23 protein-coding genes and 1 tRNA gene are annotated in these 26,841 nt (G+C 72.6%); 13 read left to right on the top strand and 11 right to left on the bottom strand.

Annotated features, from left to right (window positions below; translation table 11 throughout):
- Window positions 1-87: 87 nt before the first annotated feature.
- Entirely contained in the window at window positions 88-1,485 is a 1,398-nt protein-coding gene (locus M3666_RS03490) for an amidohydrolase family protein (protein ID WP_251154514.1), read from the top strand.
- Window positions 1,486-1,582: 97 nt separating this feature from the next.
- Here the strand turns inward: M3666_RS03490 and M3666_RS17005 are convergent, their stop codons facing one another.
- Window positions 1,583-2,536: a PDR/VanB family oxidoreductase gene (locus tag M3666_RS17005; protein WP_251154513.1), complete on the bottom strand. Its 954-nt coding sequence runs from the start codon at window positions 2,534-2,536 to the stop codon at window positions 1,583-1,585.
- Complete coding sequence (locus tag M3666_RS03480) at window positions 2,533-3,168, bottom strand: XRE family transcriptional regulator (RefSeq protein ID WP_251154512.1); 636 nt, start codon at window positions 3,166-3,168, stop codon at window positions 2,533-2,535. Before M3666_RS03480 ends, M3666_RS17005 begins: the two co-directional genes overlap by 4 nt.
- 212 nt (window positions 3,169-3,380) lie before the next feature.
- Between M3666_RS03480 and M3666_RS03475 the strand changes: the two genes are divergently transcribed.
- The 7 genes from M3666_RS03475 to M3666_RS03445 all read left to right on the top strand — a co-directional run bounded on the left by M3666_RS03475 (window position 3,381) and on the right by M3666_RS03445 (window position 10,648).
- Window positions 3,381-4,673 carry an amidohydrolase family protein gene (locus M3666_RS03475; protein ID WP_251154511.1) on the top strand — a complete coding sequence of 431 codons (1,293 nt, stop codon included), beginning with the start codon at window positions 3,381-3,383 and terminating at the stop codon, window positions 4,671-4,673.
- 26 nt (window positions 4,674-4,699) lie between these two features.
- Complete coding sequence (locus M3666_RS03470) at window positions 4,700-5,491, top strand: ABC transporter ATP-binding protein (RefSeq protein WP_251154510.1); 792 nt, start codon at window positions 4,700-4,702, stop codon at window positions 5,489-5,491.
- Complete coding sequence (locus tag M3666_RS03465; RefSeq protein WP_251154509.1) at window positions 5,491-6,360, top strand: ABC transporter permease; 870 nt, start codon at window positions 5,491-5,493, stop codon at window positions 6,358-6,360. Before M3666_RS03470 ends, M3666_RS03465 begins: the two co-directional genes overlap by 1 nt.
- A gap of 119 nt (window positions 6,361-6,479) precedes the next feature.
- Window positions 6,480-7,676 (top strand): ABC transporter substrate-binding protein, encoded by a 1,197-nt coding sequence (locus tag M3666_RS03460; protein ID WP_251154508.1) that lies wholly within the window; start codon window positions 6,480-6,482, stop codon window positions 7,674-7,676.
- A gap of 118 nt (window positions 7,677-7,794) precedes the next feature.
- On the top strand, window positions 7,795-9,192 hold the full coding sequence (locus M3666_RS03455) for an FAD-binding oxidoreductase (RefSeq protein ID WP_251154507.1): 1,398 nt from the start codon (window positions 7,795-7,797) through the stop codon (window positions 9,190-9,192).
- Window positions 9,189-10,028, top strand: coding sequence for a creatininase family protein (locus M3666_RS03450; protein ID WP_251154506.1), 840 nt, complete (start codon window positions 9,189-9,191; stop codon window positions 10,026-10,028). Before M3666_RS03455 ends, M3666_RS03450 begins: the two co-directional genes overlap by 4 nt.
- On the top strand, window positions 10,025-10,648 hold the full coding sequence (locus M3666_RS03445; RefSeq protein WP_251154505.1) for a pyridoxamine 5'-phosphate oxidase family protein: 624 nt from the start codon (window positions 10,025-10,027) through the stop codon (window positions 10,646-10,648). Before M3666_RS03450 ends, M3666_RS03445 begins: the two co-directional genes overlap by 4 nt.
- A gap of 28 nt (window positions 10,649-10,676) precedes the next feature.
- Here M3666_RS03445 and M3666_RS03440 read toward each other — a convergent pair whose 3' ends face one another.
- The 6 genes from M3666_RS03440 to M3666_RS03415 all read right to left on the bottom strand — a co-directional run bounded on the left by M3666_RS03440 (window position 10,677) and on the right by M3666_RS03415 (window position 14,815).
- On the bottom strand, window positions 10,677-11,102 hold the full coding sequence (locus tag M3666_RS03440; RefSeq protein ID WP_251154504.1) for a hypothetical protein: 426 nt from the start codon (window positions 11,100-11,102) through the stop codon (window positions 10,677-10,679).
- Complete coding sequence (locus tag M3666_RS03435) at window positions 11,095-11,535, bottom strand: hypothetical protein (protein ID WP_251154503.1); 441 nt, start codon at window positions 11,533-11,535, stop codon at window positions 11,095-11,097. The genes M3666_RS03440 and M3666_RS03435 overlap by 8 nt, the downstream gene beginning before the upstream one ends.
- 86 nt (window positions 11,536-11,621) lie before the next feature.
- A complete protein-coding gene (locus tag M3666_RS03430; protein WP_251154502.1) occupies window positions 11,622-12,002 on the bottom strand; it encodes a hypothetical protein in 381 nt (126 codons plus the stop codon).
- Between the two features lie 315 nt (window positions 12,003-12,317).
- Window positions 12,318-12,390, bottom strand: a tRNA-Arg gene (locus M3666_RS03425).
- A gap of 112 nt (window positions 12,391-12,502) precedes the next feature.
- Window positions 12,503-13,288, bottom strand: coding sequence for a dienelactone hydrolase family protein (locus tag M3666_RS03420; protein WP_251154501.1), 786 nt, complete (start codon window positions 13,286-13,288; stop codon window positions 12,503-12,505).
- Window positions 13,289-13,390: 102 nt separating this feature from the next.
- A complete protein-coding gene (locus M3666_RS03415) occupies window positions 13,391-14,815 on the bottom strand; it encodes a glucose-6-phosphate dehydrogenase (protein ID WP_251154500.1) in 1,425 nt (474 codons plus the stop codon).
- Window positions 14,816-14,896: 81 nt separating this feature from the next.
- On the opposite strand from M3666_RS03415, the gene M3666_RS03410 reads away from it, so the two are divergent.
- The 3 genes from M3666_RS03410 (at window position 14,897) to M3666_RS03400 (ending at window position 20,404) form a co-directional block, all read left to right on the top strand.
- A complete protein-coding gene (locus M3666_RS03410; RefSeq protein ID WP_066655782.1) occupies window positions 14,897-16,066 on the top strand; it encodes a Gfo/Idh/MocA family protein in 1,170 nt (389 codons plus the stop codon).
- Window positions 16,067-16,118: 52 nt separating this feature from the next.
- Entirely contained in the window at window positions 16,119-17,933 is a 1,815-nt protein-coding gene (locus tag M3666_RS03405; RefSeq protein ID WP_251154499.1) for a thiamine pyrophosphate-requiring protein, read from the top strand.
- Between the two features lie 122 nt (window positions 17,934-18,055).
- A complete protein-coding gene (locus M3666_RS03400) occupies window positions 18,056-20,404 on the top strand; it encodes a bifunctional UDP-sugar hydrolase/5'-nucleotidase (RefSeq protein WP_251154498.1) in 2,349 nt (782 codons plus the stop codon).
- 253 nt (window positions 20,405-20,657) lie between these two features.
- Here the strand turns inward: M3666_RS03400 and M3666_RS03395 are convergent, their stop codons facing one another.
- The 3 genes from M3666_RS03395 to efeU are packed head-to-tail and all read right to left on the bottom strand — an operon-like array spanning window position 20,658 to window position 24,764.
- Complete coding sequence (locus M3666_RS03395) at window positions 20,658-21,941, bottom strand: Dyp-type peroxidase (protein WP_209685628.1); 1,284 nt, start codon at window positions 21,939-21,941, stop codon at window positions 20,658-20,660.
- Window positions 21,938-23,188 (bottom strand): iron uptake system protein EfeO, encoded by a 1,251-nt coding sequence (efeO, locus tag M3666_RS03390; protein ID WP_066655791.1) that lies wholly within the window; start codon window positions 23,186-23,188, stop codon window positions 21,938-21,940. The genes M3666_RS03395 and efeO overlap by 4 nt, the downstream gene beginning before the upstream one ends.
- Window positions 23,175-24,764: an iron uptake transporter permease EfeU gene (gene efeU / locus M3666_RS03385; RefSeq protein ID WP_209685624.1), complete on the bottom strand. Its 1,590-nt coding sequence runs from the start codon at window positions 24,762-24,764 to the stop codon at window positions 23,175-23,177. The genes efeO and efeU overlap by 14 nt, the downstream gene beginning before the upstream one ends.
- A 69-nt stretch (window positions 24,765-24,833) precedes the next feature.
- Between efeU and M3666_RS03380 the strand changes: the two genes are divergently transcribed.
- Together M3666_RS03380 and M3666_RS03375 are read left to right on the top strand one after the other, a co-directional pair.
- The gene (locus tag M3666_RS03380; RefSeq protein WP_066655795.1) at window positions 24,834-25,607 is read left to right on the top strand and encodes a trimeric intracellular cation channel family protein; all 774 of its coding nucleotides are present in this window, start codon (window positions 24,834-24,836) and stop codon (window positions 25,605-25,607) included.
- A gap of 415 nt (window positions 25,608-26,022) precedes the next feature.
- Window positions 26,023-26,631: a TetR/AcrR family transcriptional regulator gene (locus M3666_RS03375; RefSeq protein WP_209685623.1), complete on the top strand. Its 609-nt coding sequence runs from the start codon at window positions 26,023-26,025 to the stop codon at window positions 26,629-26,631.
- Window positions 26,632-26,841: the final 210 nt, after the last annotated feature.

Here is a 26,841-nt window from a genome sequence, read left to right as displayed (position 1 = left end):
ACCCCGCGCGTTCCGGTCGACCGCGCCGCGCGGTCCGGGAAACCCGGCGGTGACACCCGCGAAACACGGGCACCCTAGGTTCGCCCCATGACGCAGACCCTGATCCGCGCCGGCTGGGTGCTCACCGCCGCACCGGACGGCTCCTCCACACCCGCAGCGATCCGCGACGGCGCCGTCCTGCTCGACGGGGACCGCATCGCCGCCGTCGGCACCTTCGCCGAGCTGTCCGCTGCGCATCCCGACGCACCCGTCCGCGGCGGCGCGTACGACATCGTGACCCCGGGCTTCGTGAACACACACGGCCACTTCAGCGAGGGGCTCATCACGGGCATCGGCTCGCAGTACACGCTGTGGGAGTGGCTCACCGCACTGATCGGCCGCGTCAACCCGGTGATGACCCGCGAGAAGGCGTACGCCGGCACGGTGCTCCAGGGCATCCAGCTCCTCCGGAGCGGTGTGACGACCGCGAACGACATGTTCTGCGCCGACCCGGTGCCCGACGAGCCGGCGACCCCGGGTGTCGTGCAGGCACTCGAGGACCTCGGGCTCCGCGGTGTCGTGTCGTTCGGCTCCGGCGACGTCGACCGCGACTTCGGCGCGACCCCGATCCTCGACGAGTTCGAGGCCCTGCGCGAGGCCGCCGACGCCAGCCGCTACAGCACCTTCCGCGTGGGCGTCTCGTCGATCGGCCGGTACACCGACGACACCTGGCAGGAGCACGTCGACTACGCGGTCGCGGGCGGCCACGGGGTGCACGTGCACTTCCACGAGGTGCGCGAGGAGGTCACCGCCGCCCGGCAGCGCACCGGTCGGACGGCGATCGGCCACGCCGAGGCGACGGGCATGTTCCAGGTCCCGGTGATCGCCGCGCACAGCGTCTGGGTCGACCGCGAGGACCGCGAGCGCTACGCCACGCACGGCGTCGGGGTCGCGCACAACCCCGTCGCGAACGGCATCCTGGCGAGCGGCATCGCGCCGGTCACCGAACTGCGAGCGCTCGGCGTCCCGGTCGGGATCGGGGTCGACGGTCCGGCGTCGAACGACTCGCAGGACTTCCTGCAGGCGATGAAGACCGCGGCCCTGCTCGCCCGCGTCCGCGACCTGCAGGCAACCGCGATGAGTGCACGCGAAGCCCTCGAGATGGGCACGATCGGCGGCGCCCGGGCCCTGCGGATGGAGCAGGAGATCGGGTCGCTCGAGCCCGGCAAGCGCGCTGACCTGGTGGTGTTCGACGGCGACTCCCCCACGCTGGCGAACGTGCACGACCCCTACCAGGCGGTCGTCTTCGTCGCGGGCAGCCGTGAGGTCCGCGACGTCTGGGTCGACGGCGAGCTGAGCCTCGCCGACGGCGACGTCACGAAGGTCGACGTGCGCGAGGCGGTGGACCGCGCCCGCCCCCTCGCCCGCCAGCTCGTCGCCGAGGCAGGGCTGGAGCGCCTGTCGGCGCTCACCGGTGGCGCGCTCGACGACACCGAGCGTCCCTGACGGCACACACGGACCGGGTGGGGACGGGACCGGACGGGAGGCGGTGCGCACGTCGTGTGCACCGCCTCCCGTCCGTCTCGTCACCGGCGACGGCCCGTCACAGTTCCAGGACCAGGCGCGGGCAGCCGCGCCGGGCGCGTGAGACGCACACCATCATCGTGCGGTCGTCCGCCTGCTCCTCGGGGCTGAGCACGGTGTCCCGGTGCTCGACCGAGCCCTCGAGGACCGGGGTCTCGCAGGTGCCGCACGTGCCCTCGCGGCACGAGGACAGGACGAAGGCGCCGGCCTCCTCGGCGACCTCGAGCAGCGTGCGGTCGGCGGGGACGGTGACGGTGACGCCGGTGACGGCGAGGTCGACCTCGAAGGGTTCCCCGGGGGCGTCGACATCGTCGGCCGGTTCGAACCGCTCGACCCGGACGCTCCCGGCGGCCCAGTGCGCGGCGGCTGTCTCGACCGCGTCCATGAGTCCGCGCGGACCGCAGCAGTAGACGACGGCGTCCCGCGGTTCGGCGAGGAGGCCGATCAGGTTCAACCGCGGGTGCTCGTCCGCCGCGGCGACGACGACCCGCTCGGGATGTGCCGCCACGAGCTCGTCGACGAAGGCCATCCGGCTGCGGCTGCGGCCGGCGTAGTGGAGCTCCCAGGGCGTGCCGGCGCGTTCGGCGGCGACGATCATCGCCACGAGCGGCGTGATCCCGATGCCGCCGGCGACGAACACCGCGGGCCTGGTCGGGTCGAAGCCGAAGTGGTTGCGCGGTCCGGCGACCACGATCTCGTGCCCGACCGCGAACCCGTCGTGCACGGCGCGGGATCCCCCGCGGCCGTCCGGTTCCCGGAGCACCGCGATGCGCCAGTGCCCCTCGGGCGTGGTCGTGACGAGCGAGTACTGCCGCTCGGTGCCCGGCGCGACCTCGAGGTCGACGTGCGCCCCGGGCTCCCAGTCAGGCAGTGGTGCGCCGTCGTCCGGTGCGAGGTCGAGCGCGACGACGTCGGTCGCGACCGCGCGGCGGGCGGCGACCCGCACGCGGCGACGCTCCGGCGCGGCGGTCACGCGACGACTCCGGTGCTCGGGGCCGCTCCGGCGCGTGGGGTCTCCTTGACCACGATCATGTGGAAGCGGCTGCCGTCCGCGCTGCACCAGCGGTGCCCGGTCCCGCCGCGGTAGTACGCGGAGTCGCCCGGCCCGAGGCGCAGGGGCTCGTGGCCGCGGAGGTCGAGCAGGACGTCGCCGACGAGCACGGTGAGGAACTCGTCCTCGCGGTGCTCGAACCAGTCGCCGAGGTCGGTGTTCTCACCCGTCCACTCGAGCGGCTCGAAGGCGTGCGGGCCGGCGTGCACGAGGAGTCGTGCCTCGCCGCTCGAGAACGGGCCGCGTGCGCCCTCGCCCGCACGGATGACCTCGGGGCCCCGGTCGTCGTGGTCCGGCCGTTCCGGGGCGCCGGCGGCGAGCAGCTCGACCTGGGTGGTCCCCAGCGCGGCGGCGATCTTCTCGAGGGACACCATGCTCGCGCGGGAGTGCCCTCGTTCGACCTGGCTGAGGAACGGGTGCGACAGCCCGGTCAGCTCGGCGACCTGCACGAGGGTCAGTCGTGCAGCGCGTCTGCGGGCGCGGATGTGCTCCCCGATCCGCTGGGTCTGGTCGTCGACGACGCGGTCGGTCTCGGTGGTGGTGCCGGTGCTCACGCGCACTCCTCTCGGCCTGGTGGCGGCGCTCCGGTGCGGTGGTGGGCGGGTCGGACGAGGCCCCCGGTCGGAACCGTCGTTCCGGCCGCCCGGTCCGGCCGGGACGGGTGTCACACACGGCAACCGCCTCGAAACGAGAGGGAAACACTGCCGCCCTAGCATCGGAGATGTTGATGCGATCAACATTCTCACACACGATCGGGAGGCACCGGATGGACGCCGCAGCACCTCGCCAGGTCGGACTCCTCCGGTCCGCGCTGCTGCCGGACGGGCGCCTGGTCGACGTCGCGATCGACGGCGAGACCGTGACCGACGTCGCCCCCGCCGGCACGCTCCCGGCTCCCGCCGACGCCGTGCTCGACCTCGACGGACGCCTGCTGCTCACCGCACCGGCCGAGCCGCACGCGCACCTCGACAAGGCCCTGAGTGCCGACGCGATCCACCCCCCGCTCGGCGACCTCGGTGCCGCGATCGCCTCGTGGTCCGCGCACGCCGCCACGATGACGGTCGAGGACGTCACCGACCGGGCACGGACCGCCGCACTGGCACTGCTCGCCACCGGCACCACGTCCGTCCGCACCCACGTCGACGTGCTGAGCGGCCGACGCACCGCCGAGGACGCCCCTGCCCCGGTCGAGTCGGCCACCCGCGGCGCCCGAGCCCTCGTGCAGGTCCGCGACGAGCTCGCCGGCCTGATGGACATCGAGCTCGTCGCACTCGCCGGGCCGCTCGCACCCGACCACCACGTCGAGGCCGTCCTCGACTGCGGCGTCGACCTGGTCGGCGGCGCCCCGCACCTGGCCGAGGACCCGCTGGCCGACGTCGACCGACTGCTCGCGATCGCGGAGCGGTACGGGGTCGGAGTGGACCTGCACACCGACGAGAGCCTCGACGGGCCGGTCACCCTCGACCACTACGCCCGCGCCGTCCTGCGGATGCCGCGCACCGGCCGGCAGTACTCGGCCGGGCACTGCGTCCGGCTCGGCACGCTCGGCCACGAGCGCCTGGCCGAGGTCGTCGCCGACGTCGCCGCCGCGGACCTCGGCATCATCACGCTGCCGATCACGAACCTGTACCTGCAGGGGTGGCAGCACCCGGTGTCCACGCCCCGGGGGCTCACCGCGATCCGCGCCCTGACCGAGGCCGGTGTGCGCGTCGCCGCGGGCGCGGACAACGTCCGCGACCCGTTCAACCCGGTCGGGCGGAGCGACGCCCTCGAGACCGCGAGCCTGCTCGTGTCGGCCGGCCACGTCACGCCGGACCAGGCGTACGCGATGGTGAGCGACACCGCCCGGAGCGTGATGGGCCTCCCGGCCGCCGGCCCCGTCCCCGGACGGCGGGCCGACCTGCTCGCGATCGCCGCGACGAGCGTCACCGACGCGGTGGCGAACGCTCCGGCCGACCGCATCGTCCTGTCCCGCGGGCGCCTCGTGGCACGCACCGAGGTCCGCACGACCGTCGCCGCCCCGATGTCCGTGCGCGCGACCGCACCCGTCCCCGCCTGACCCCCTCGCCCCACCACCGCGAACCCGTGACCCGAGAACCCGAGGTGCCCGTGACCACCACCGCCCCGCCGCCCGTCACCACGACGGACACGCTGCTCGACTTCCGGAACGTCGAGATGACCTTCCCGAACGGCACCATCGCCCTGCAGGGCGTCGACCTGACCGTCGACCGCGGGCAGTTCGTGTCCGTCGTCGGGCCCTCCGGCTGCGGCAAGTCGACGCTGCTGCGCATCGCCTCCGGACTCGAGTCGGCGTCCGACGGGTCCGCCGACGTCGCCGCCGACCGCATCGGCTACGTGTTCCAGGACGCGACCCTGCTGCCGTGGCGCACCGTGCAGGGCAACGTCGAGCTGCTCGCCGAGCTCGCGCACGTGCCGAAGGCCGAACGGGCTGCCGAGGCTGCTCGTGCGATCGACCTGGTCGGGCTGAACGGCTTCGAGACGAACCTGCCGAAGCAGCTGTCCGGCGGCATGCGGATGCGCGTCTCGCTCGCCCGGTCGCTGACGCTCGACCCCGAGCTGTTCCTGTTCGACGAACCGTTCGGCGCCCTCGACGAGATCACCCGCGAGCGCCTGAACGACGAGCTCCTCCGGCTCTTCGTCGAGCAGCAGTTCGCCGGACTGTTCATCACCCACTCGGTGTCCGAGGCCGTGTACCTGTCCACCGAGGTCGTCGTCATGTCCGGCCGTCCGGGCAGCATCGTCGGCCGGTTCGAGGTGCCGTTCCCGATGCCCCGCGACCCCGACATCCGCTTCACCCCCGAGTTCGCCGAACTGGTCGGCGAGGTCTCGCACGCGCTCCGGGAAGGACACCGCTGATGGTCACCCTGCAGGAGGTCGCCGAGGCCCGCGCCGTCCGAGCGGCAGCACGCCGCACCGCACCGCGCGCCCGCCGGACCGTGTCGTGGTGGCAGCCCGTCGTCGTCCTCGCCGTGCTCGTCGGCATCTGGTACGCCGCGGCCGCCTACTACGACCACGTCCGTGGCCTCGCGTTCCTGGTGCCGTACCCGCACCTCGTGGCGAAGGCGATCGTCGCCCCGACGATGCCCGACGGCTCGCCCTCGACCTTCGGCACCGACCTGTGGGCCGCGCTCGGTCGCACCACCGTGGTGTCCCTCGTCGGCCTCGGCTTCGCGATCGTCATCGGTGTCGTCTGGGCGATGGCGATGGCGCAGGCGAAGTGGCTCGAGCGGTCGCTCTACCCGTACGCGGTGGTGCTGCAGTGCGTGCCGATCCTGGCGCTCGTACCCCTGATCGGCGCCCTGTTCGGCTACGAGTTCGCGAGCCGGGTCATCGTCACCGTGATGATCGCCCTGTTCCCGATGGTGTCGAACACCCTGTTCGGCCTGCAGTCCGCCGACCGCGGGCAGCGCGAGCTCTTCCGGCTGCAGCGGGCGAGCCGGTTCGCCCAGCTCGTGAAGCTGCAGTTCCCCGCCGCCCTGCCGTCGATCTTCGTCGGTCTGCGGACCTCGGCCGGCCTGAGCGTCATCGGCGCGATCGTCGGCGACCAGTTCTTCCAGCGCGGCAACCCCGGGCTCGGCGTCCTCATCCAGGTGACCGCCTCGCGCCTCATGGGGCCGGAGCTCTACGCGACCATCATCATCGCCTCGCTCTACGGCGTCGCCGTCTTCCTCGTGTTCGGACTGATCGGCCGCCTGGCCGTCGGTCGCTGGCACGACTTCAGCTGACCCGCGTCGCGGCGCTCTCCCCCGACCGCCGCGGCGCGGGTCGCCCCGACTCCCCTTCGCTTCCCGTCCCCCTCACCGACCCACAGCACCACGAGACCCGCACCACGAACGGAGCCTCCATGCGCACCACCCGAACCACGACGCGGATCGGCGTCGCGACCGCAGCCCTCGCCGCGACCGCCCTCACCCTGACCGGATGCGCCGCCGGCTCGTCCGCCGGCACCGCGGCGTCGAGCGCCAGCGCGAAGGCCGCGACCGGCCCCGCGATCGACCTGTCGGGCGTCTGCCCGGCGACCGTCGTCGTCCAGACCGACTGGAACCCCGAGGGCGAGCACGGCCACCTGTACGAGATGCTCGGTCCGAACCCGTCGATCGACGCGTCGGGCAAGACCGTCACCGGCGACCTGTACGCCAACGGCAAGAGCACCGGCGTGCAGCTCGAGATCCGCGCCGGCGGCCCCGCGATCGGCTACACGAAGGTCGCATCGCAGATGTACCAGGACAAGGACATCACCCTCGGCTACATGTCCACCGACGAGCAGGTGCAGTTCTCCGGCAACCTGCCCACCACGGCCGTCTTCGCCGAGAACGACTCGTCCCCGATGTCGATCATGTGGGACCCGAAGACCTACCCCGACGTCGACTCCATCGAGGACCTCGGCAAGGAGCTCGAGAAGAACGGCGGCGTCGTCCGCTACTTCAACGGTGCCGCGTACATGACGTACCTCGAGCAGTCCGGCATCCTGCCGAAGCAGGTGCTCGACGGCAGCTACGACGGCACCCCGTCGAAGTTCGTCTCCGCCGGCGGCAAGGACGCGCAGCAGGGCTTCGCGACCGCGGAGCCGTACATCTACCAGAACCAGGTCGCCGCCTGGGGCAAGAAGGTCGCGTACAAGCCCATCTCGAGCACCGGGTGGAACCCCTACCCCGAGGCCGTGTCCGTCCGCACCGGCGACCTGTCGAAGCTCGAGCCGTGCCTGCAGAAGCTCGTGCCCGTGATGCAGCAGGCCGACGTGGACTACCTGAAGGCGCCCGAGGCCACGAACGACCTCATCACGCAGCTCGTGCAGCAGTACAACAACGGCTGGACGTACGACTCGAAGGTCGGAGCGTTCGCGGCGAAGCAGATGGTGGACCTCGGTCTGGCGAAGGACACGGACGGCTACATCGGCTCGATGGACGAGCAGCGCATGCAGGACTTCATCGACAAGGCGAAGCCCGTCTTCGCCGGCACCGGTGACGTGAAGAGCGACCTCGCACCGTCCGACCTGTACACGAACGAGTTCCTCGACAAGTCCATCGGACTGGGCAACTGACAGCCGGTCGGCCGCGCGCGTCGTGTCGGCCGACCACCCGTCGGACGGGAGGCGCGGGGCACGCCCGCCCCGTGCCTCCCGTCCGCTGTTCCCGCACCACCCACCCACAGGAGTGAGCATGACCACCGTCACCCCCGCCTCCACCACCCCCGCCACCGCTGTGTCCGCCGCGGCGCTCGCGGCGCTCCGCGCCGACCTCGTCGGCCTCCTCGGCGAGCGCGGCGTCAGCGCCGACGAGCGCACCCGCGCCCGCGCCTCCGTCGACGAGGCGACCATGAGCCCGATCCTCAGCGCGCAGCTGCCGCTCGGACTGGCCGACCTCGTCGCGTACCCGGCGTCGGCGGACGACGTCGCGGCCACCCTGCAGGCCGCCGTCCGGCACGGCGTCCCCGTCACGACCCGCGGCAAGGGCACCGGCAACTACGGCCAGGGCATCCCGCTGCACGGCGGACTCGTCCTCGACACCTCGCGGGCACGCGCCGTCGTCGAGGTCGGCGACGGGTGGATCACCGCCGAGGCCGGCGCGTCGATGGTCGCCCTCGAGCAGGCCGCGGCCGCCGCCGGGCAGCAGCTCTGGATGTACCCGTCCACCGCGCAGTCCACCATCGGCGGGTTCCTGTCCGGTGGCTCCGGCGGCACCGGTTCGATCGCGCACGGCTCGAACTGGCAGGGGTTCGTCACCGCGCTCGACGTCGCACTGCCCGGCTCGGACCAACTGCTGCACGTCGAGGGTGACGAGGCACAGCCGTTCGTGCACACCTACGGCACCGCCGGTGTGATCGCCCGGGCGACCGTCCGCCTCGAGCCGCTGCAGGAGTGGCGTGCGGTCTACGCGTCGTTCCCGACCTTCGAGGACGCGCTCGTCGCCGTCCGGACCCTGCGCGGGCTCGACCCGGTGCCGCGGCTCGTCAGCGCCGACCGACCCGAGGTCGCGGCCACGCTGCCGTCCGACACCGCGATCCCGGACGACCGGGCGAGCCTCCGCGCGATCATCGACGACGTCGTGCTCGACGAGGCCCGCGCGCTGGTCGAGCAGGCCGGCGGCACCGTGTCCGACGTCCGCGAGGGCCTGCAGCAGACCACCAAGGTGTCGATGCTGTCCTACAACCACCCGATCTGGTGGCTCAAGCGGAACACCCCCGACACCGAGTACTTCCACGTCGAGGTCGGCGGCGAGGCGCTCATCGACCGGATCGCCGAGGTCGAGGCCGTCTACCCGGGCGGGATGCTGCACATCGAGGCGGCACACGTCGGCCCGATCGGCATGCTCACCGCGCCGTACACCGGGGCCGAGGACGTCTACGCGGGCTACCCGGTGCTCCGTGAGCTGGGCGTCCGGGTGCACAGCCCGCACCAGTACTACGTCGACCACGGGGTCGAGGAACTCGTGGCACTGAAACAGCGCACCGACCCCGAGGGGCTGCTCAACCCGGGGCACGTCATCGACCCGTCGCTCGTGGTCAGCGGTGGCTCGACCGCGTCGGCGCAGCCCGTCGTGCCGGGGTTCGGCAAGTGAGCGGCGCCGTGCGCTCGCGTCGCCTGGCGGAGCTGTCGGGGCCGGCGGTCGCCGCCGGCTTCGGTCCGGAGACGATCGTCGTGCAGCCGACCGGGGCCGTCGAGCACCACGGGCCGCACCTGCCGCTCGTCACCGACTTCCTGCTCGCCGACCACATCGGCGGCGCGGCCGTCGAGCGGGCCGCTGCCGAGGGCCTCGACGTCTGGCAGCTGCCGACGCTGGCGTTCACGAAGTCCGACGAGCACAGCTGGGCGCCGGGCACGGTGTGGCTGGACGAGTCGACGATGTTCGACACCGCCGTGCAGATCGGCCGTGCCGTGGCGCTGACGGGTGCCGGGTCGCTGGTCTTCGCGAACGGGCACGGCGGGAACGTCGCCCTGCTCCAGGTCGCCCTGCGCGAGATCCGGAAGCGGTACGGACTGAAGACGTTCCTCATGCCGACGCTCGCCCGGATGCCCGGTCCCGCCGGCGAGGACGCCGACGAGCGCGGGTTCGGCATCCACGGTGGGGCGGCGGAGACGTCGATGATCCTGCACCTGCGGCCCGACCTGGTCGACATGTCGCTCGCGGAGCGGTGGGTGCCGGACCACCTGGCAGCGTTCGAGAAGATCCGGTTCAACGGTGGGCCGGTGTCCTTCGGGTGGTTGTCGAACGACTTCGGCACGCCCGGGGTCGTCGGGGACGCGAGCCGGGCGACCGCGACCTACGGGCAGGTGCTGTGGGACCTGTCCCTGGACGAAGCCGTGGCGTCCCTGCACGAGATCGCCCGCTTCGACCCGGCGGTCGCGAAGCCCGCCGCCGCTCCACTCGTGTCCGACGTGGTGACGGTGCCGTGACCGTCCTGCCGGGGCAGGCGGCGGCCGCGCAGGACGACGCTGCCGCCACCCCGGCCGACCCGCTCGAGCTGGCCGCCGCGTGGCTCCCGGCCGCCGAGGACGGACCCGGCCCCACCATGACCCTGTCCACACTCGGCCTCGACGGCTACCCGTCCGCCCGGACCGTGCTGCTCTCGCGGTTCGACGGAGAGCGCCTGCACTTCCACACCGACAGCCGGAGCCGCAAGGCCGCCGAGCTCGCCGCACTCCTCCGCGCCGCCGTCACCCTCGTCTGGCCCGAGGCGGCGCGGCAGCTCGTGGTCGTCGGGGACGTGGCACCCGTCACCGACGCCGAGGCCCGCGCCGCCTACGCCGCCAGGACCCGGTACCTGCAGGTGCTCGCGTGGGTGAACGACCACGAGGCCGCCGCCGACACCCACGGGCGACGACGGGAGCTCTGGGCGGCGTTCGAGCGTCAGCGACCGGGTGCCGGGCTCGAGCCACCGGGCACCTGGACGGGCTACGCGCTCACGCCGGTGCGGATGCTGTTCTGGCGCGGTGCGACCGATGCGGCGAGCAACCGGCTCGCGTACGAGCGCCACGCCGACGGCTCGTGGGCGCAGGAGTCCTGGCCCGGCTGACCCGCCAGCGGCAACCGGCATCACCGGGTCAGGCTGAGCGGATGATCTCCACTTGACGGGCCGGCAGGGCGTTCTTCGATGCTGACGCCAAGCGCGCCGGCAACACCACACCAGCGGTCCGCGCCGCGAGGTAGTCGACGAAGACACCGACGGAACTGTCAGCGCTCGGCTGATCACCCTCGCGGCGCATGTCATCGGCACCTCGGACGTCGAGCGCTCCGTCGACGTCCATGACCGACACTCGCCGGACACCGTCGCGCGTCTTGACGAAGACGTTGGCGAACCCGCCCACTGCCTCGATGCGACGGAGGAGCACCGGAAGCCGTTCGTCCTCGAGTGCGACCACCACCGGCGATCGTCCCTCGACGTCGACGACCTCGAGATCGATCTCCGCGAAGCGGCCGACCGCCAGAGAACGATCGACTTCCTGACGGAACGCGTCGAGTTCATGCATCGTGCTCGCGCCTGCCCTTCATGTCCCGGATTGTAACGGCGTACTCGAAGACGCGGACCGACGCTTGCGGGAAGAGCCTGTCGACGTCCTCGACGCAGTGCAACGGCGCGATCGACGAGACCGAGCCGTTCGTGTGGTGGAGGTGGACGTGTCCGTGGCAACAGTCCGCCCGTGCCCGTTCGACCCACTGCCCGTCGAGGTCGACCGCGAGCACCACGATCGCGAAGTCGACGAGTTCGCCGTTGCACCGGAACAGTCGATGGTCGATCCGGATCGTGTCGGCATCGTCCACGCTCTGGAACCACGAACGCTCGGAGCAGTCGTCACGCCGGGGCGGACGGTACAGGCCGCGATCCTGGTCGTCGAGACCCGCCGACAGTTCCTCGTGCGCACGGCGTTGGTCCCGTCGTGCTCGCTGCGTGCGCCGGACCATGCCGGAACGATAGTTGCGGGTCGAGCGGGCCGGCGAGGAATCTGTATGCACGCACGGTGCTGTGCGACGTGGCGCGCGAACCGGCGTCAGCGGAGCGTGATCCCCCGGATCGTCGCCGACACCGTGGTCGGATCGTCAGCCCTGGTCTGCGCGGAGCACGACCACTCGACCGGTTCCGTCGCCTCGCCGTCTTCCACACGTTGTACCGAGGACTCGCCGGTGACGATCACGGTGGTCACCTCGTCCGAGCCCCCCGGCCCGTCCTCGACGGACGTCGACCGGGTGTCGACGACCTTCCACGGGGTCATCCCGTACCCGTCCCGCCACCAGGCGACGATCGCCGGCCCGACCCTCGTCTCGCACGCCGCCCGCGCGACCCCGTCGAACGAGGTCTGCTGCTGCGTGCGCCCGGTGAGCACGACGAGGGCCACCACGACAGCCGTGGCCGCGACGGTGCGGGTCCTCATGGAGTCATGGTGCAGGACGCCGCGCGGTACGTACAGCTCCTGCCCTGGCGACGGCGAGCGAGGCACTCCCCGGCGCTCCGGACGACGCCGGCATCCGCAAGAGACGACGGCGTCGTCGCCAGACGAACTCGCTCCCCCGAGACACCGCCGGATCACCGGGCGTCTCGCTCGACCGGCGGCGTCTCAGCACGACACCGGCGTCTCGCTGCGAGCTGCGAGCCGCAAGCGGCGAGCGGCCCAGGACGCTCGCGCGGCAAGGAACATCCCCGGGAACGACGAAGGCCCCGTCGCAGTGCGACGGGGCCTTCTCAGATGTGCGCTCGAAGGGACTCGAACCCCCAACCTTCTGATCCGTAGTCAGATGCTCTATCCATTGAGCTACGAGCGCATCCGGTCTTGCGACCGATGCTGGCCTTGCGGCCGTGGAAGACTCTACAACAGGTGCGGCGCGGAACGCCAATCGAGCCGCGCCGCACCGAGCCCTCGGCGTGTCGCGCCGTTCAGACCACGGTCGGCTCCTCGTCGAACACCTCGGCGAGGAACACCTGCAACGCCTGCCACGAGCGGCGGTCGGCGCGCTCCTGGTACTGCGCCCCGTGGTCCGGCGCATCGGTGCCCGGCACCGCGAACGCGTGCATCGCGCCGGCGTAGGTGGTGACCTGCCAGTCGACCGACGGCACCGCGCGCATCTCGTCCTGCCACTCGGCGACCGTCGTGTCCGGCACCATCGGGTCCGCTCCCCCGGTGAGCACGAGGAGCTTCGCCCGGATCGCGGACGCGTCCGAGGGCTCGTGCACGATCAGGCCACCGTGGAACGACACCGCACCGGCGAGGTCCGCACCGGTGCGTGCGAGTTCGATCGCACCGGAGCCGCCGAAGCAGTACCCCATCACGACGATGCGGGAGTGGTCGACGTCGGGGTCCTCGCGCAGCCGGTCGAGCCCCGCGGTCAGCCGGGCGCGGAACATCGGCAGGTCCTGGTAGAACGAGCCCGCGACCTCGCCGGCGGTGTCGTCGCCGGGACGGACGCCCTCGCCGTAGACGTCCGCACCGAAGGCGACGTAGCCGAGACGGGCGAGCATCGTCACCCGGGCCTCGACGTGCTCGTTGACGCCGTGCCAGTCGTGGATCACGAGGACGGCGGGGCGGGGCCCCGACACGGCGTGGTCCTTCGCCAGCACACCGAGGAGCGCGGTGCCCTCGTGGTCGTAGCGGACGGGCTCGACGCGGACGTCGGAGCCGGCGGGGACGGGGACGGTGGACAGGACGTCGTCGGTGGTCTTCACGTCACCGGACGCTACGCCGCGCGACCGGCAGACGGACGGGAGGCGCGTGGCGGCCCCGCCACGCGCCTCCCGTCCGGCACCGCGCCTCCCGCCGACGCGACGTCAGCAGTCGATGTTGTCCCAGCTGTCGGGACCGGCCGACCCGGCCGCGTACTCGTCGAGCGGCGCCTTCCCGTCGCGCCACGCACGCAGGAACGGCTCGACCACCTTCCACCCCTGCACCGCGCTGTCACCGCGCACCGACAGCGTCGCGTCGCCCTCGAGCACGCCGGCCAGGACCTCGCCGTAGGCGCTGAGCCGACCGGGGTTGAAGTTCACGGACAGCGCCGTGTGGTCGATCGTGTACGGATCGCCGGGACCGTTGACGTTGAGCTCGAGCTGCATCTCGTCCGGGGCGATCCAGATCCGCAGCTTGTCCGGTCGCTCGGCGCCGCTCAGCCCGTTCGGCACGTGCGGCGAGTCCTTGAAGGTGATGACGATCTCGCGACGCTGCTGCTCCAGCGCCTTGCCGGACCGCAGCGTGAAGGGGACGCCGGCCCAGCGCCAGTTCGCGACCTCGAGGGTGAGCTGCGCGAGGGTCTCGGTGCCGAGCGACGGGTCGACGCCGTCCTCGTCGACGTAGGACGGCAGCTCACGGTCGCCGATCGTCCCGGCGGTGTAGCGCGCACGCTTGCCCGCGGCGACGACGTCCTCGCCCCACGGCCGGACGGCGCGGAGGACGAGCTCCTTCTGCGTGCGGAGGTCGTCGGCGTCGATGGATGCAGGCGCCTCCATCGCGACGACGGCCATCACCTGCAGCAGGTGGCTCTGGATCATGTCGACCAGGGCACCGGCCTTGTCGTAGTAGCGCGCGCGGCCCTCCAGCCCGAGGGTCTCGTCGTAGACGATGTCGACGCGGTCGACGTGCGCCGACGACAGCAGCGGCTCGATGATGCGGTTCGCGAAGCGCAGCCCGAGCAGGTTGAGGACCGTGGAGCGGCCGAGAAAGTGGTCGACGCGGTGGATGCGCTCCTCGGGCAGGAACGAGTGCAGCAGGTCGTTGAGGTGCTCGGCGCTCTCGGCGTCGGTGCCGAACGGCTTCTCGAGCGCGAGCCGCGTGCCACCGGGCAGGTCGAGGTCCTTGAGGACGGCGCAGCTCTTCTCGGTCACGGCCGGCGGCAGCGCGAAGTAGATCGCCGGATCGTGGTGGCACGCGTCGAGCAGGGTCCCGAGGTCGCCGGCGTCGGTGACGTCGGCCTTGCGGTAGGTCGAGGCCTCGATGACCTCGACGAGCCGCCGGCTGAGCTTCTCGCCGCCGTCGTGCGCGCCCTCGTCCTCCTCGTTCTTCGACGCCTGCGCGTTCTCGAAGGACGTGCGCACCTGCGCCTTCCAGTCGTCGTCCGAGATGTCCTCCACGCCGGCCCCGACGAGCTGGACGTCCCAGTCGTCCTTGACCTCGAGGAGGGTGGCGAGACCGGGCAGCAGCAGTCGCTTGGACAGGTCGCCGCTGGCTCCGAGGATGAGCAGGCTGGTCTGGAGGCTCGACATGCCCCCGACCGTACTCACGCGTTCCGGCGCGTGGCCGGGTTGCGTCGGTACGGTGGGGCGAGTCCGGCGCGAGGGAGCACCATGAGCAGTGGGTACGGAGGGCGACGCATCCGCGTCGCCGTGGTCGGCACCGGGATGATCGCGGGGGTGCACGCCCGTGCGGCACGGGCCGCGGGCGCCGAGGTCGTCGGGGTGCTCGGCCGGACGCCGGCCCGGTCGGAGCAGGTCGCCGCACAGCTCGACGTCCCCCGCGGCTACGCCTCGCTCGACGAGGTGATCGCCGACGCCCCCGACGTCGTCCACGTCTGCACGCCGAACGACCAGCACCACCCGCAGTCGCTCGCGGTCGTCCGCGCCGGGATCAACGTCGTGTGCGAGAAGCCGCTCGCGATCAGCGCCGAGCAGGCCGCCGAGCTGGTCGCCGCAGCCGACGAGGCCGGCGTCGTCGCGACCGTGCCGTTCGTCTACCGGTACCACCCGGTCGTCCGGGAGATCCGCGCCCGCATCGCCGCCGGTGAGCTCGGCCGGTTGCTCGCCGTGCACGGCCACTACCTGCAGGACTGGATGCTCGACGAGGACGCCTCGAGCTGGCGGGTGGACGCCGGTGCCGGCGGGGTGTCCCGGGCCTTCGCGGACATCGGCTCGCACTGGTGCGACCTGGTCGAGTTCGTGACCGGCGACCCGTTCGCCGCGGTGAGCGCCGCGACCGACATCGTCTACCCGACCCGTCCGGCTGCCTCCGGGCCGTCGTTCTCCGGCTCGCCGGACCCCGACCCGGTGGCGGACGCCGGGCAGCGGGCCGAGGTCACCACGGAGGACACGGCCGTCGCGACCTTCCGCACCGGCACCGGGCGCATCGGCAACGTCGTCGTCTCGCAGGTCGCGGCCGGGCGGAAGAACCGGCTGTGGTTCGAGGTCGACGGCACCCTCGGGTCGGCGGCCTTCGACCAGGAGCAGCCCGAGGCGGCGTGGTTCGGCAACGAGCGCGGCGCCCAGATCGTGGTGCGCGACCCCTCGCTCGGGTTCCCCGACCAGCGTCGGCTGGCGGTCGTGCCGGCCGGGCACCCGCAGGGGTACCTCGACGCCTTCGCGGCGTTCGTCGCCGACACCTACGCGGCGGTCCGGGCGGAGGGCGACCGTTCGGCGTGGCCCGAGGGGCTCCCCACGTTCGCCGACGGTGCTCGTGCGGCGTCGGTCATCGAGGCCGTCGTCGCCAGCGCGGCCGACGGGACGTGGCGTCCCGTCGCCTGACGTCCCCCGGGCGACCTGAGCGTGTACAGGAACCGCCGAGCACGGTGGGTGCATGAGCACGACCGTGAGCGACTTCGTCATCGACCGCATCAAGGCATGGGGCGTCTCGCGCGTCTTCGGCTACCCCGGGGACGGGATCGGTGCGTTCGACGGGGCGCTCGGCAAGGCCGACGGCAGCGAGCGGGAGCTCGAGTACGTCCGCCCGACGCACGAGGAGATCGCCGCGCTGATGGCGACCGCGCACGCCAAGTTCACCGGCGAGGTCGGGGTCTGCGTCGCGACCTCGAGCCCCGGCGCGTTCCACCTGCTCAACGGGCTGTACGACGCGCAGATGGACAACCAGCCGGTCGTCGCGATCGTCGGGCAGCAGGGCCTGGCGTCGATCGGCACGTTCACGCAGCAGGAGTCGAACCTCGAGCGCGTGTTCGCCGACGTCGCCTGCTACGTGGAGACCGTCGCCACGCCGGACGCGGTCGGCGTCGTGGTCGACACGGCGTTCCGGACGGCGATGCTCCGGAAGCAGCCGGCCGTCGTCGTGCTCCCCCACGACGTGCAGGCGATGGCGTACGAGGCCCCGGCCGCCGAGCACTGGGTGTCCCGGTCGAGCGACGTCGCCCCCTCGACCCGGATCGTGCCGCCGCAGGACCAGATCGCGCGCTTCGCCGAGATCCTGAACGCCGGGGAGCGCGTGACGTTCCTCGTCGGAGCCGGCGCCCGTGGTGCCACGGACCTGGTGCTCGAGGCCGCAGAGAAGACCGGCGCCGGCATCATCACCGCCCTGCGCGGGAAGGACGTCGTCCCCTCCGACGTGCCGTACCACACGCAGCAGGTCGGGCTCCTCGGCTCGCGCCCGAGCCTGACCCAGGTCAAGGAGTGCGACACGATCGTGCTCCTCGGCTCGAACTACCCCTACGGCGAGTACCTGCCCGCCTCCGGTCAGGCCCGCGGCGTGCAGGTCGACATCAAGCCCGAGCAGATGGGCCTGCGGTACCCGACCGAGCTCAACCTGTGGGGCGACGTCGGTGCGACGCTGCAGGCGGTCATGCCGCTGCTGCGCGACAAGCAGGACACCGCGTGGCAGGACAAGCTCGCCGGCGAGATGCGCGAGTGGGAAGCGGAGATGCACCGCCAGGCCGAGGTCGCGTACGACGACGGCGTCAACCCACGACGCGTCATCCGGGCCGTGAACGAGCGCCTGCCCGAGGGCGTCACGGTCACCTGCGACGCCGGGACCACCGCCGACTGGTACGGCCACCACATCCGACTGCGCCGCGGCATGCACGGCGACATGTCCGGACGGCTCGCGACGATGCTCGCGGCGATGCCCTACGCCGTCACGGCGAAGTTCGCCTTCCCGGACGCCCCGGCGGTGTGCACCATCGGCGACGGAGCCTTCCAGATGCTCGGCATGAACGAGCTCATCACGGTGAAGAAGTACATGGCCCAGTGGCCGAACCAGCAGCTCGTGATCGTGGTCATGCACAACGACGACCTCGGCCAGGTGTCGTGGGAGATGCGGACCGAGGACGGCAACCCGATGTGGTCCGGGTCGCAGGACGTCGAGTCGATGGACTACGCCGGGTACGCCCGGCTGCTCGGCTTCGAGGGCATCGCGGTGCACGGTGACGACGAGGTCGAGGCAGCCGTGGAGCGGGCGTTCGCCAACCCCGGGGTCACGCTCATCGACGCCTACGTCAGCCGCAACGTGCCGCCGCTGCCGCCGCACATCACCGCCGAGTACGCGGTGAACACCGCGAAGAGCCTGCTCAAGGGCGACCCGGCGGAGATCGGCGTCATCAAGGACTCGGCGAAGGCCATGGCCGCCGAGGCCGTCGAGCGGGTGAAGGGCGCGCTGGGCCGGGACTGACGCCGATCCCGCCGTGGTTGTCCCCCGAACGGGAGGAACGTCCCCCGTGGTGTGAACACCACGTGACGTGTTGCGGCAACCCCTGGCGCGTCGGCTGTGGGAGTTCATAGGTTCTTGCGGTGATGAACGCTCACACTCCCCCGCGTCGCCGGCGCCTGGCCGGGGCCTCCGCCCTGGTCGCCGCCGGCGTCCTCACCGCCCTGACCGTCCCGTCCGCCGCCCTCGCCGCCGAGGGCGACACCACGATCGACCTCTACAACGTCAACGACTTCCACGGCCGCATCGCGCAGTCGATCTCGAAGGACTCCGCCGGTGCTCCGGCACCGCGGGACGGCGACGCCGCCGGTGCCGCGACCCTCGCCGGTGCACTCGAGCAGCTCCGGGGTGCCGATCCCTCGACGTCCGCCTTCGTCAGCTCCGGCGACAACATCGGCGGCTCGACGTTCGAGTCCTTCATCCAGGACGACCAGCCCACCATCGACGTCCTCAACCAGATGGACCTGTCGGTCAGCGCCATCGGCAACCACGAGCTCGACAAGGGCCAGGACGACTTGCGCGACCGCGTGATCGGCGGCCAGGGCGAGGGCGTCCGCGCGGCGCAGTGGGACTACGTCTCCGCGAACATCCTCGACTCGGCCACGGGCGAACCCGCGTTCCAGCCGTACTCGATCCAGGAGATCAGCGGCAAGCGCGTCGGGTTCATCGGCGCGACGGTCGACCTCGTCGGCCAGGGACTCGTCGCTCCGGACGGCATCGCCGGACTGGAGATGGGCGACATCACGACCGAGGTGAACAAGGTCGCGGCGCAGCTCACCGACGGTGACACGGCGAACGACGAGGCCGACGTGCTCGTCCTCCTCGTGCACGACGGCGCCGAGTCCCCCGCCGAGGTCGCGCCCGGCGACGACTCCGACTTCGCGCGCGCGGTCCACGGCGTCACGCCGAAGGTCTCGGCGATCCTGTCCGCCCACACGCACCAGACGTACGCCTACTCGGTCGTCCCGACCGGCGGTACCGTCGCCCGCCCCGTGATCCAGACCGGCTCGTACGGCTTCAACCTCGGTCACGTCGAGCTCACGGTCGCCGCGGACGGCACGGTGACCGCGGCGACGCCCGAGAACCTGCGCCTGGTCGACGGCACGTACACGCCCGACCCCGCCGTGCAGACCACGGTCGACGCCGCCGTGCAGGAAGCCGACCGCCTCGGCGCCGTCGAGCTGGGCACGGTGGACCGCGACCTCCAGCGCGCCGTGCAGTCGAACGGGTCGGAGAACCGCGGCGGCGAGTCCACCCTCGGCAACTTCGTCGCCGAGGTGCAGCGTGACCAGACGCAGCGCCAGGGCTCGCAGATCGCCTTCATGAACCCGGGCGGTCTCCGCGCGGACATCGCCTCCGGCGCGGTGACGTACAAGGAAGCGGCGGTCGTCCAGCCCTTCGCGAACACGCTCGTCGTGCTCGACCTGACCGGCGACCAGATCCGGCGGGCGCTCGAGCAGCAGTGGCAGCCGTCGACCGCGAGCCGCCCCTTCCTCAAGCTCGGCGTCTCCGAGGGCTTCAGCTACACCTACGACCCGCTGGCCACGGCCGGCGAGCGCATCACGGGCATGACCCTCGACGGTGACCCGATCGCGTCCGACCGCACCTACAAGGTCACGGTGAACTCGTTCCTCGCGACCGGCGGAGACAACTTCGCCGCCTTCAAGGACGCCGCCGCGAAGCAGGACAGCGGCACGGTCGACCTCGAGGCGCAGGTCCAGTACTTCCGAGCACACCCGACCGTCGCGGTCCAGGAGGACCAGCGGGCCGTCGGCGTCCGGGTCTCCGAGGCACCTGCCGGCGGCTTCGGCCCCGGCGACGACGTCCGCATCGACCTGTCGTCCCTGACCTTCAGCAACGCGGCCGACCAGGGCGGCACCGTCTCGGTCAGCGCCGGTGGTCAGGAGCTCGCGTCCGCCGAGGTCGACACGACGGTCGTCGACACCACCGACGAGCAGGGTCGCGCGACCCTCGCGTTCACCGTGCCGGGCACGCCTGCCGCGGACACGGAGCCGACGGCCGTTCCGACCGCTGCTGCCCGCGCCGCCGCCCCGACCGCGACGACCGACCAGCCGCTCGTCCTCACCCTGCCGAACGGGCAGACCGTGACCCTCGCCGTGACGGTCCCGGTCGAGACGGCCGTCGAGCCGGAGCCGGGCACCGGCGAGCCGACCGACCCGGGTACCCCCGGTCCCGGCCTGCCGGGCAGCGGCGACACCGACGGCGACGGCAGCGCGGGCGGTGCCGACGGCGCGGGCACCGGTGTCGTGGACGCCGACCGACCGGACGCCGCTCGCGGCGACCTGGCGTTCACCGGCGCCGACCTGGTGTTCCCGGGCATCGCCGCCGGCGTCCTGCTGCTCGCCGGCGCCGTGGCGCTGGTGCTCGCACGCCGGAAGCGCGCCGTCGAGGACGGGCCGGTCCTGACGGACTGACACCGCGCCTCCCGGCCGACGACGCGACGGGCCGTCCCACCTGGTGGGGCGGCCCGTTCCGCTGTCCGATCCCAGAACGGGACTGCTCAGGGGCAGTCCCGCGAGGTACGCTCCCCCTGTCGCATCGCGATGCGTCGCGCCGGGTCGTCCCCCCAGGGGGCGGGCGGTGGTTCCGTCCGCCGGACTCCGCGGCGCGGGTGCTCTCCGTCTCCAGGGAAACGACGGAGGGCACCCACCTCGACTCCCGCCGGGGTCAGTGGAAGAGCTGCTCCCCGATGTACGAGCCCTTCCGGGGTGCCGGCGGCACGGCGAACACCCCGGACCCGATGTGCGACACGTACTCGTTCAGGCGGTCGGACGCACCGAGCTTCCGCTGCAGCCGCGTGACGTGCTCCGGGTCGTTCACGTACGCCGCGAAGAGCAGGCCGGCGTCGAGCTGCCCGTACTGGTTCAGCCCGTCCGTGTAGTTGTACCCGCGGCGCAGGATCTTCACGCCGCCGTTGTTCTCGTGCGCCGCGAGGGCGACGTGGGAGCGCGGGTCGATCGCGGTCCCGCCGTCCGCGTCGGTGCCGTGCGGCGCCCGGGCGTGGAAGTCCGGCGTCGTGTGCTCCGACCCGCCGGAGAGCGGCGCGCCCTCGACCTTCGTCCGGCCGAACACCCGCTGCTGGTCGGAGACGACGTCGGCGTCCCAGGTCTCCAGGTTCATGCGGATCTTCCGCACCACCTGGTACGTGCCACCGGCCATCCAGTCGGCTCCGCGGTCGAGCCACACGAACCGGTCGTACTCGTCGTCCGTCGTGACGTTCCGCGTCCCGTCCTTGAACCCCATCAGGTTGCGCGGCGTCGACTGCGTCGGACCGGCCGAGGCGCGGCCGAACCCGATCACGGTCCACCGCACGGTCGCGGTGCCGCGGGCCATCCGGGCCAGGTCGCGGACCGCGTGGTACGCCACCTGCGGGTCGTCGGCGCACGCCTGCAGCGACAGGTCGCCGCCGGTCAGCTGCGCGTCCAGGTCGTCGCTCGGCAGCGGCGGGATCGCGGCCAGGTGCGCCGGACGCTTCGCGGCGAGGCCGAAGCGCTCGTCGAAGACGCCGGGCCCGAGCCCGACGGTGACGGTCAGCGACGCCGGGCCGAGGTCGAGCGCCTCGCCCGTGTCCGCTCCCACACCGTCGCCGTGGACGGGTTCGACGCTGCCGATCGTCCGGCCGGCCTGCAGCTGCGCGATCGCGGCCGACCAGCGGGCGAGCAGGACCTGGAGCTCGGTCGCGGTGGACGCCGTCAGGTCGAACACCATGAAGACGCAGTGCCGCTGCGGCGTCGTGCGGATCCCGCCCTGCGGCTGCCGGGCGGCGGTCGCGTAGAACGGGACCGACTGCGACAGGTCGACGGACTCGTCGCCGTTCGCGGCCGCGGTGAAGGGGTCGACCCCGGTGGCGGCGGCCGACCCGGCGACACCCGCGACGGCGCCCACGCCCGCACCGGCGGCCGCGAGCCCGGCACCGATCAGCCCGCGGCGGGAGAACCGGGAGTCGTTCACGCCGTCGCGACCTTCTCGGCCAGGCGCGAGAGCGGGTCCTGCAGCGCCTGGACCTGCTGCGAGATGCGGTTGGCGTCCTTCGCCTTCGCGGCGTCGTCCCATGTGGCGAAGCCGCCGAGGGAGTCCGCGTCGCGGAAGCCGTCCATCAGTGTGTTCGTCGTGTCGAACTGCGTGGCGATCTGCTTCGTCAGCGCCGGGTCGACCTTCGTCAGGCCGGGCTTGAGGTAGGCGAAGGCCTGTCGGGCACCCTCGACGTTCGCGGCGAGGTCGACGAGGTCGATGTGGCTGTACGCCTCCTCCTCGCCCGTGATCTTGTTCGACTGGACCTCCTCGAGCAGCCCGGCCGCGCCGTTCGCCAGGTCCTCGGGCTTGTACTCGATCGACGGCACGCGCTTCGCGAGGAGCTCGACGTCGGCGGTCAGTGCGGCCGCGGTCTCCTTCGTCGACGCGGTGATGGCGCCGGCCTGGAACAGGTCCTTCTCGACGGCGTGGAAGCCGCTCCAGCCGACGGCGTCGTCGAGGTTCGACGCGCGCATGTCGATCAGGTAGTCGAGGTTGCCGGCGTTGTCGGTGGCCGAGAAGCCCTTCTTGACGAAACCGTCGACGTCGCTCTCGACGTGCTCGTAGAACGGACGGGCCGCCGCGTAGTCGCGCTTCGCCGCGTCGAGGTCACCGGCGTCCACGTCGTGCTGCAGCTGCTGCACGGCCGCCACCATGTCGGTGACCTGGCCGTCGACGTAGGTCGCGTAGCCCTTCGCGCCGTCGGCGAGCAGGGTGGCCGCGCTGCTGTTCGCGGTCGACGCGGCCTTTCCGGTGACGGTGAGGTCGGTGAGCTCGTGCTCGGCACCCGGGCAGTAGACCTGGTACTCCCCACCGCTCAGCGTGGCGGTGAAGCGGACGGCGTCGAGCCCCGGGGCGAGGTTCTCCTTCTCGCCGAGGATGCGCTGGTCCTGCAGGAGCTCCACCTCGGTGATGGCGGTGGACGACTCGTTGTGCACCGTGAACGTGACGGGGCCCGCGGGGACCTTCGTGGTCGACACGGCGCAGGCGTCGGAGCCGTCGTTCGTCAGGGTGATGGTGACACGCGAGAGCTTCCCGGTGCTGCTCGAGCTGTCGTCGGCGGGCGACCCCGTCGAGCAGCCGGTCAGGGCGAGGGCGGTGACGGTGCCGAGAGCACCGAGGACGATCAGGGGGCGGGCGGCCAGGGGGTGGGCGGCGCGGGGGCGGGCGGTCCTACCGAACGGCATGGTCGAGGCTCCTTGCAGGGACGTCGGCGGGCGGTCCGCGCGACGGGTCGGTTCCGGGGGTGGTGGTCGGTGGGGCGACGGCGCGCCGACGGTCGCGGAGGGCGAGCAACGCCTGTGCGGCGGCGGCGACGGCGAGCGCGATCGGCAGCCAGGTGCTCCAGAGCCGCAGCTCGGCAGCGCGGGTGTGCGCCGCGGCCAGGTCCGCGGCCGCGCGGTCGACGCGGTCGGTCGGCACCGCCCACACCGTGCGTTCCAGCGTGGTGGTCCGGGCGGCCGGGAGGCCCCCACCGCGCAGTGTGAGCACGTCGCGTTCCGAGCGGGTCGCGTCCAGGACACCCCCACCGACGGTGGTCAGGGTGACGGTCTCGCGGACGGACCAGCGGGCCGTGAACGGCCCGGGGTCCGTGCTCGGCGAGATGCCGACGGGGACCCGGCCGAAGAGGCCGACGAGGTCGTCGAGCGTCAGCGAGGTGGGGCGGCCGGCGACCGGGACGTCCTCGGTGACCTGCCAGCGGTCGGCGGCGACGCCGGAGCGGGTCACGCGGCGGTGGGCCGACGCGGGGAGGGTGCGTCGTGCCTCCCGGCCGGTGCCGGAGACGCGCAGGACTGCTGCCGGACCGTCGACGTCCGCCGTGACGGACCGTGCGTCACCGGTGACCGCCGTCGTGCGCGGCAGGTCGACGTCCGTGCTCGGGACGACCAGGGCGAGGACGACGGCCGTGGCCGCGAGCCCGGCGGCGACCGCCGCGCGGACCACCGGGACGCGGGCCGGCGACGGACGCCAGCGGCGCGGCCAGACCGCGACGGCGAGGACGGGCACGACGTAGAGGAACCAGCCGAGCACCTCGATGACGCGCGGATCGGCGGGGATCCCGAGGACGCCGGTGACGAGGGCGCCGCGGAGCGACCCGTTGGGGGCGAGCCACCCGAGGTCGACCGTGCGCTGCTGGCCGATGACGAGCCACCCGGCCTCGTGCGCGTGCCGCAGTGCGGTGAGCACGAGGCCGCCGGCGACGAAGACGAGGAAGACGCCGGTACCGGTGAAGAACCGGCCGAGGTCGAGGCGGACCCCGCCGGTGTAGATGCCGTACCCGACCGCCACCGCGACCGCGATGCCGATCACGGCACCGACGGCTGCCGTGCCGGTGTCCGACGACGCCTGGAAGGTCGCGAGGAGGAAGACCGAGGTCTCGAACCCTTCCTTGAGGACCGCGAGGAACGCCATGCCCGCCAGCGCCCAGGCGGTCCCCCGTCCGAGCGCCGCCGACGCACTGGCCTGCAGGTCCCGCGACAGCGTGCGCGCGTGCGTGCGCATCCAGACGATCATCCCGGTGACGAAGACCACGGCGACGGCTCCGATGACCGTCTCCATGCCCTCCTGCTGGGCCTGGGGCAGTGCCTGCTCGACGAGCTGCAGGCCGAAGCCGACGGCGATGCTCAGCGCGACGGCGAGCCCGACGCCGGCCCACATCGGGGCGAGAGGCGCGCGGTTGCGACGGAGGAACGCGGCGATGATGCCGACGATGAGCGTCGCTTCGAGGCCTTCGCGGAGGCCGATGACGAGGGTGGCGATCATGGCGAAGGTGAGGCTAACCTAACCAGCGCTCGGCCCGCCACTCCGGCGACGTGGGGTTTGATTGTTCTCATGAACGTGCTGACCCCGGAGGCCCTGGCGTCGGTCACCAACGTGCTCGACCTCGCCGGCGTGTTCGCCTCGGCACTGCTGGGCGGCTCGCTCGCACGCACGATGGACTTCGACCTGTTCGGCTTCCTCGTCGTCGGCTTCGTCTCCGGCCTCGGCGGCGGCATGCTCCGCGACACCCTGCTGCAGAACGGGCCGCCCGTCGCGCTCGTCGACCCGCTCTACCTGCCCGTGGCGATCGCCGGCGCACTGGTCGCATTCTTCGTGTCGTTCTCGGAGCTCACCTGGGACCGACTGTTCACCGTGCTGGACGCCGCCGTCATCGGCTTCTGGTCCGTGGTCGGGGTCCAGCGGACCTTCGACGCCGGTCTCGGCTGGCCCGCCGCGATCATCATGGGCACCATCACCGCGGTCGGCGGCGGGGCGATGCGCGACCTGCTGCTCCGTCGCGTGCCCGCGGTGTTCGGCGGGAACGCGCTCTACGCCACCGTGGCCGTCGCCGCGTCCGCGGTGATGGTGGTCGCCTCGTACCTCGGATCGCCGTCGATCGGCATCATCGCCGCGATCGTGCTGTCGCTCGGGCTCCGGTACGGGGCCGTCAAGCGCGGCTGGGGGCTGCCGAACGGTCGCGAGTGGCAGCCGAAGTCGACGCTCGGCGCACTGCTGCAGCGCGGGCGACGGCTGCGCCCCGACGCGATCCGGCTGCTCCGTCGACCCGGACGCCGAACCGGCGACGGGGCCGTCCGCAGCGACCGGGACACACCCGACGGCGTCTGACGAGCCGCGGTCGGCGTTCCGTCAGCGCCCGTCAGCACCCCGGCCGGTGCCTCGGTCAGCGCCTCGGTCAGCGCCTCTGCCCGGGCTCCGGTCGGTACCCGGGCACGGCGGTGGCCCACCGTCCGGACGACGCACGACCCCGTCGCTGCAGCGGCCTGCCGCGGTACGATCGCTCCCGCCGGGTACCGACCCGGTGACCACCGTCCTCGACGCACCGACACGACCCGAACGTGGCGGTCCACCGAGCGACGGGGCCGGGGGCTTCGCTGGTGCCGCGCGTGATCACGACGCGCGGCGCGGCAGGTCTCCGAGGGTCGCACCGGACCGGGTGCGGCACGGCCCGTGCGCCACCGACGCGCGGGGATCGACAGGACGGCGCACCACCGTCCACGACGACGATCACGGACCAGGACCCATGCGCGACGACGCTTCCTCCCCCAACCCCCGGACACCCCGCGCCGAGGTGCGCGAACGACTGCTCGTCGCCGGAGCCGACGTCTTCGCCGAGTCCGGCGTGCACGGCGCCCGGCTCGACGACGTGGCCGCTCGCGCCGGCTTCAGCAAGGGCGCCGTCTACTCGAACTTCACGTCGAAGCAGGACCTCGTCGCCCAGGTCATGCAGCGCTCGACGAACCGGATCCTCGCCGCGCTCCAGGAGGTCGTCCACGAGGACGTCGCCGCCGCGAGCATCGCCGAGGTCGTCCGGGCGGCGTTCGGGCGGTACGACCAGGGTCGGCAGTTCGCCCTCGTCTCGGAGCTCCGGGGGTACGCACTCCGCGACCCGGAGTTCATGCCCGAGTTCGTCCGGCAGCGGCGCGAGCTGCAGGACGGCGTGCTCGACCTGGTCCGGTCGTGGTTCGGGGCGCACCCCGAGGTCGAGCCGGGCATGCCGCTCGAGGACTTCGCCACGCTGCTCATCGGCGCGAACACCGGGATCGTGTTCGACGGGCCGGCCCTGCCCGGGGTGAACCCCGGCGACGTCATCGCGAGCCTGGTCGACGCGGTCGTGCGCCCGCGGCGCTGACGCGGCCGCGGCCGCGGCGGCGGCGCCGCATGCGCGCCGGCGCGGCAGGGCGCTTGCGCCCGGCGCGGCGGGGCGAGCAGCCGTCCGCACAACCGGAAGCACGTCGCGCCACGCGATTCCGCGGTGCGACGTGCTCCCCGTTGTGCGCGAGCACGCCACACCACGCCCGGCCCGGCGCGGCCGCACCAGGCCCGGGCCGGCACGGCCGGC

The organism is Curtobacterium sp. ODYSSEY 48 V2, from assembly GCF_023712625.1.
Taxonomy (GTDB): domain Bacteria; phylum Actinomycetota; class Actinomycetes; order Actinomycetales; family Microbacteriaceae; genus Curtobacterium.
The sequence above is the reverse complement of the archived record's forward strand: the minus strand, read 5'-3'. Positions and strand labels throughout refer to the sequence as shown.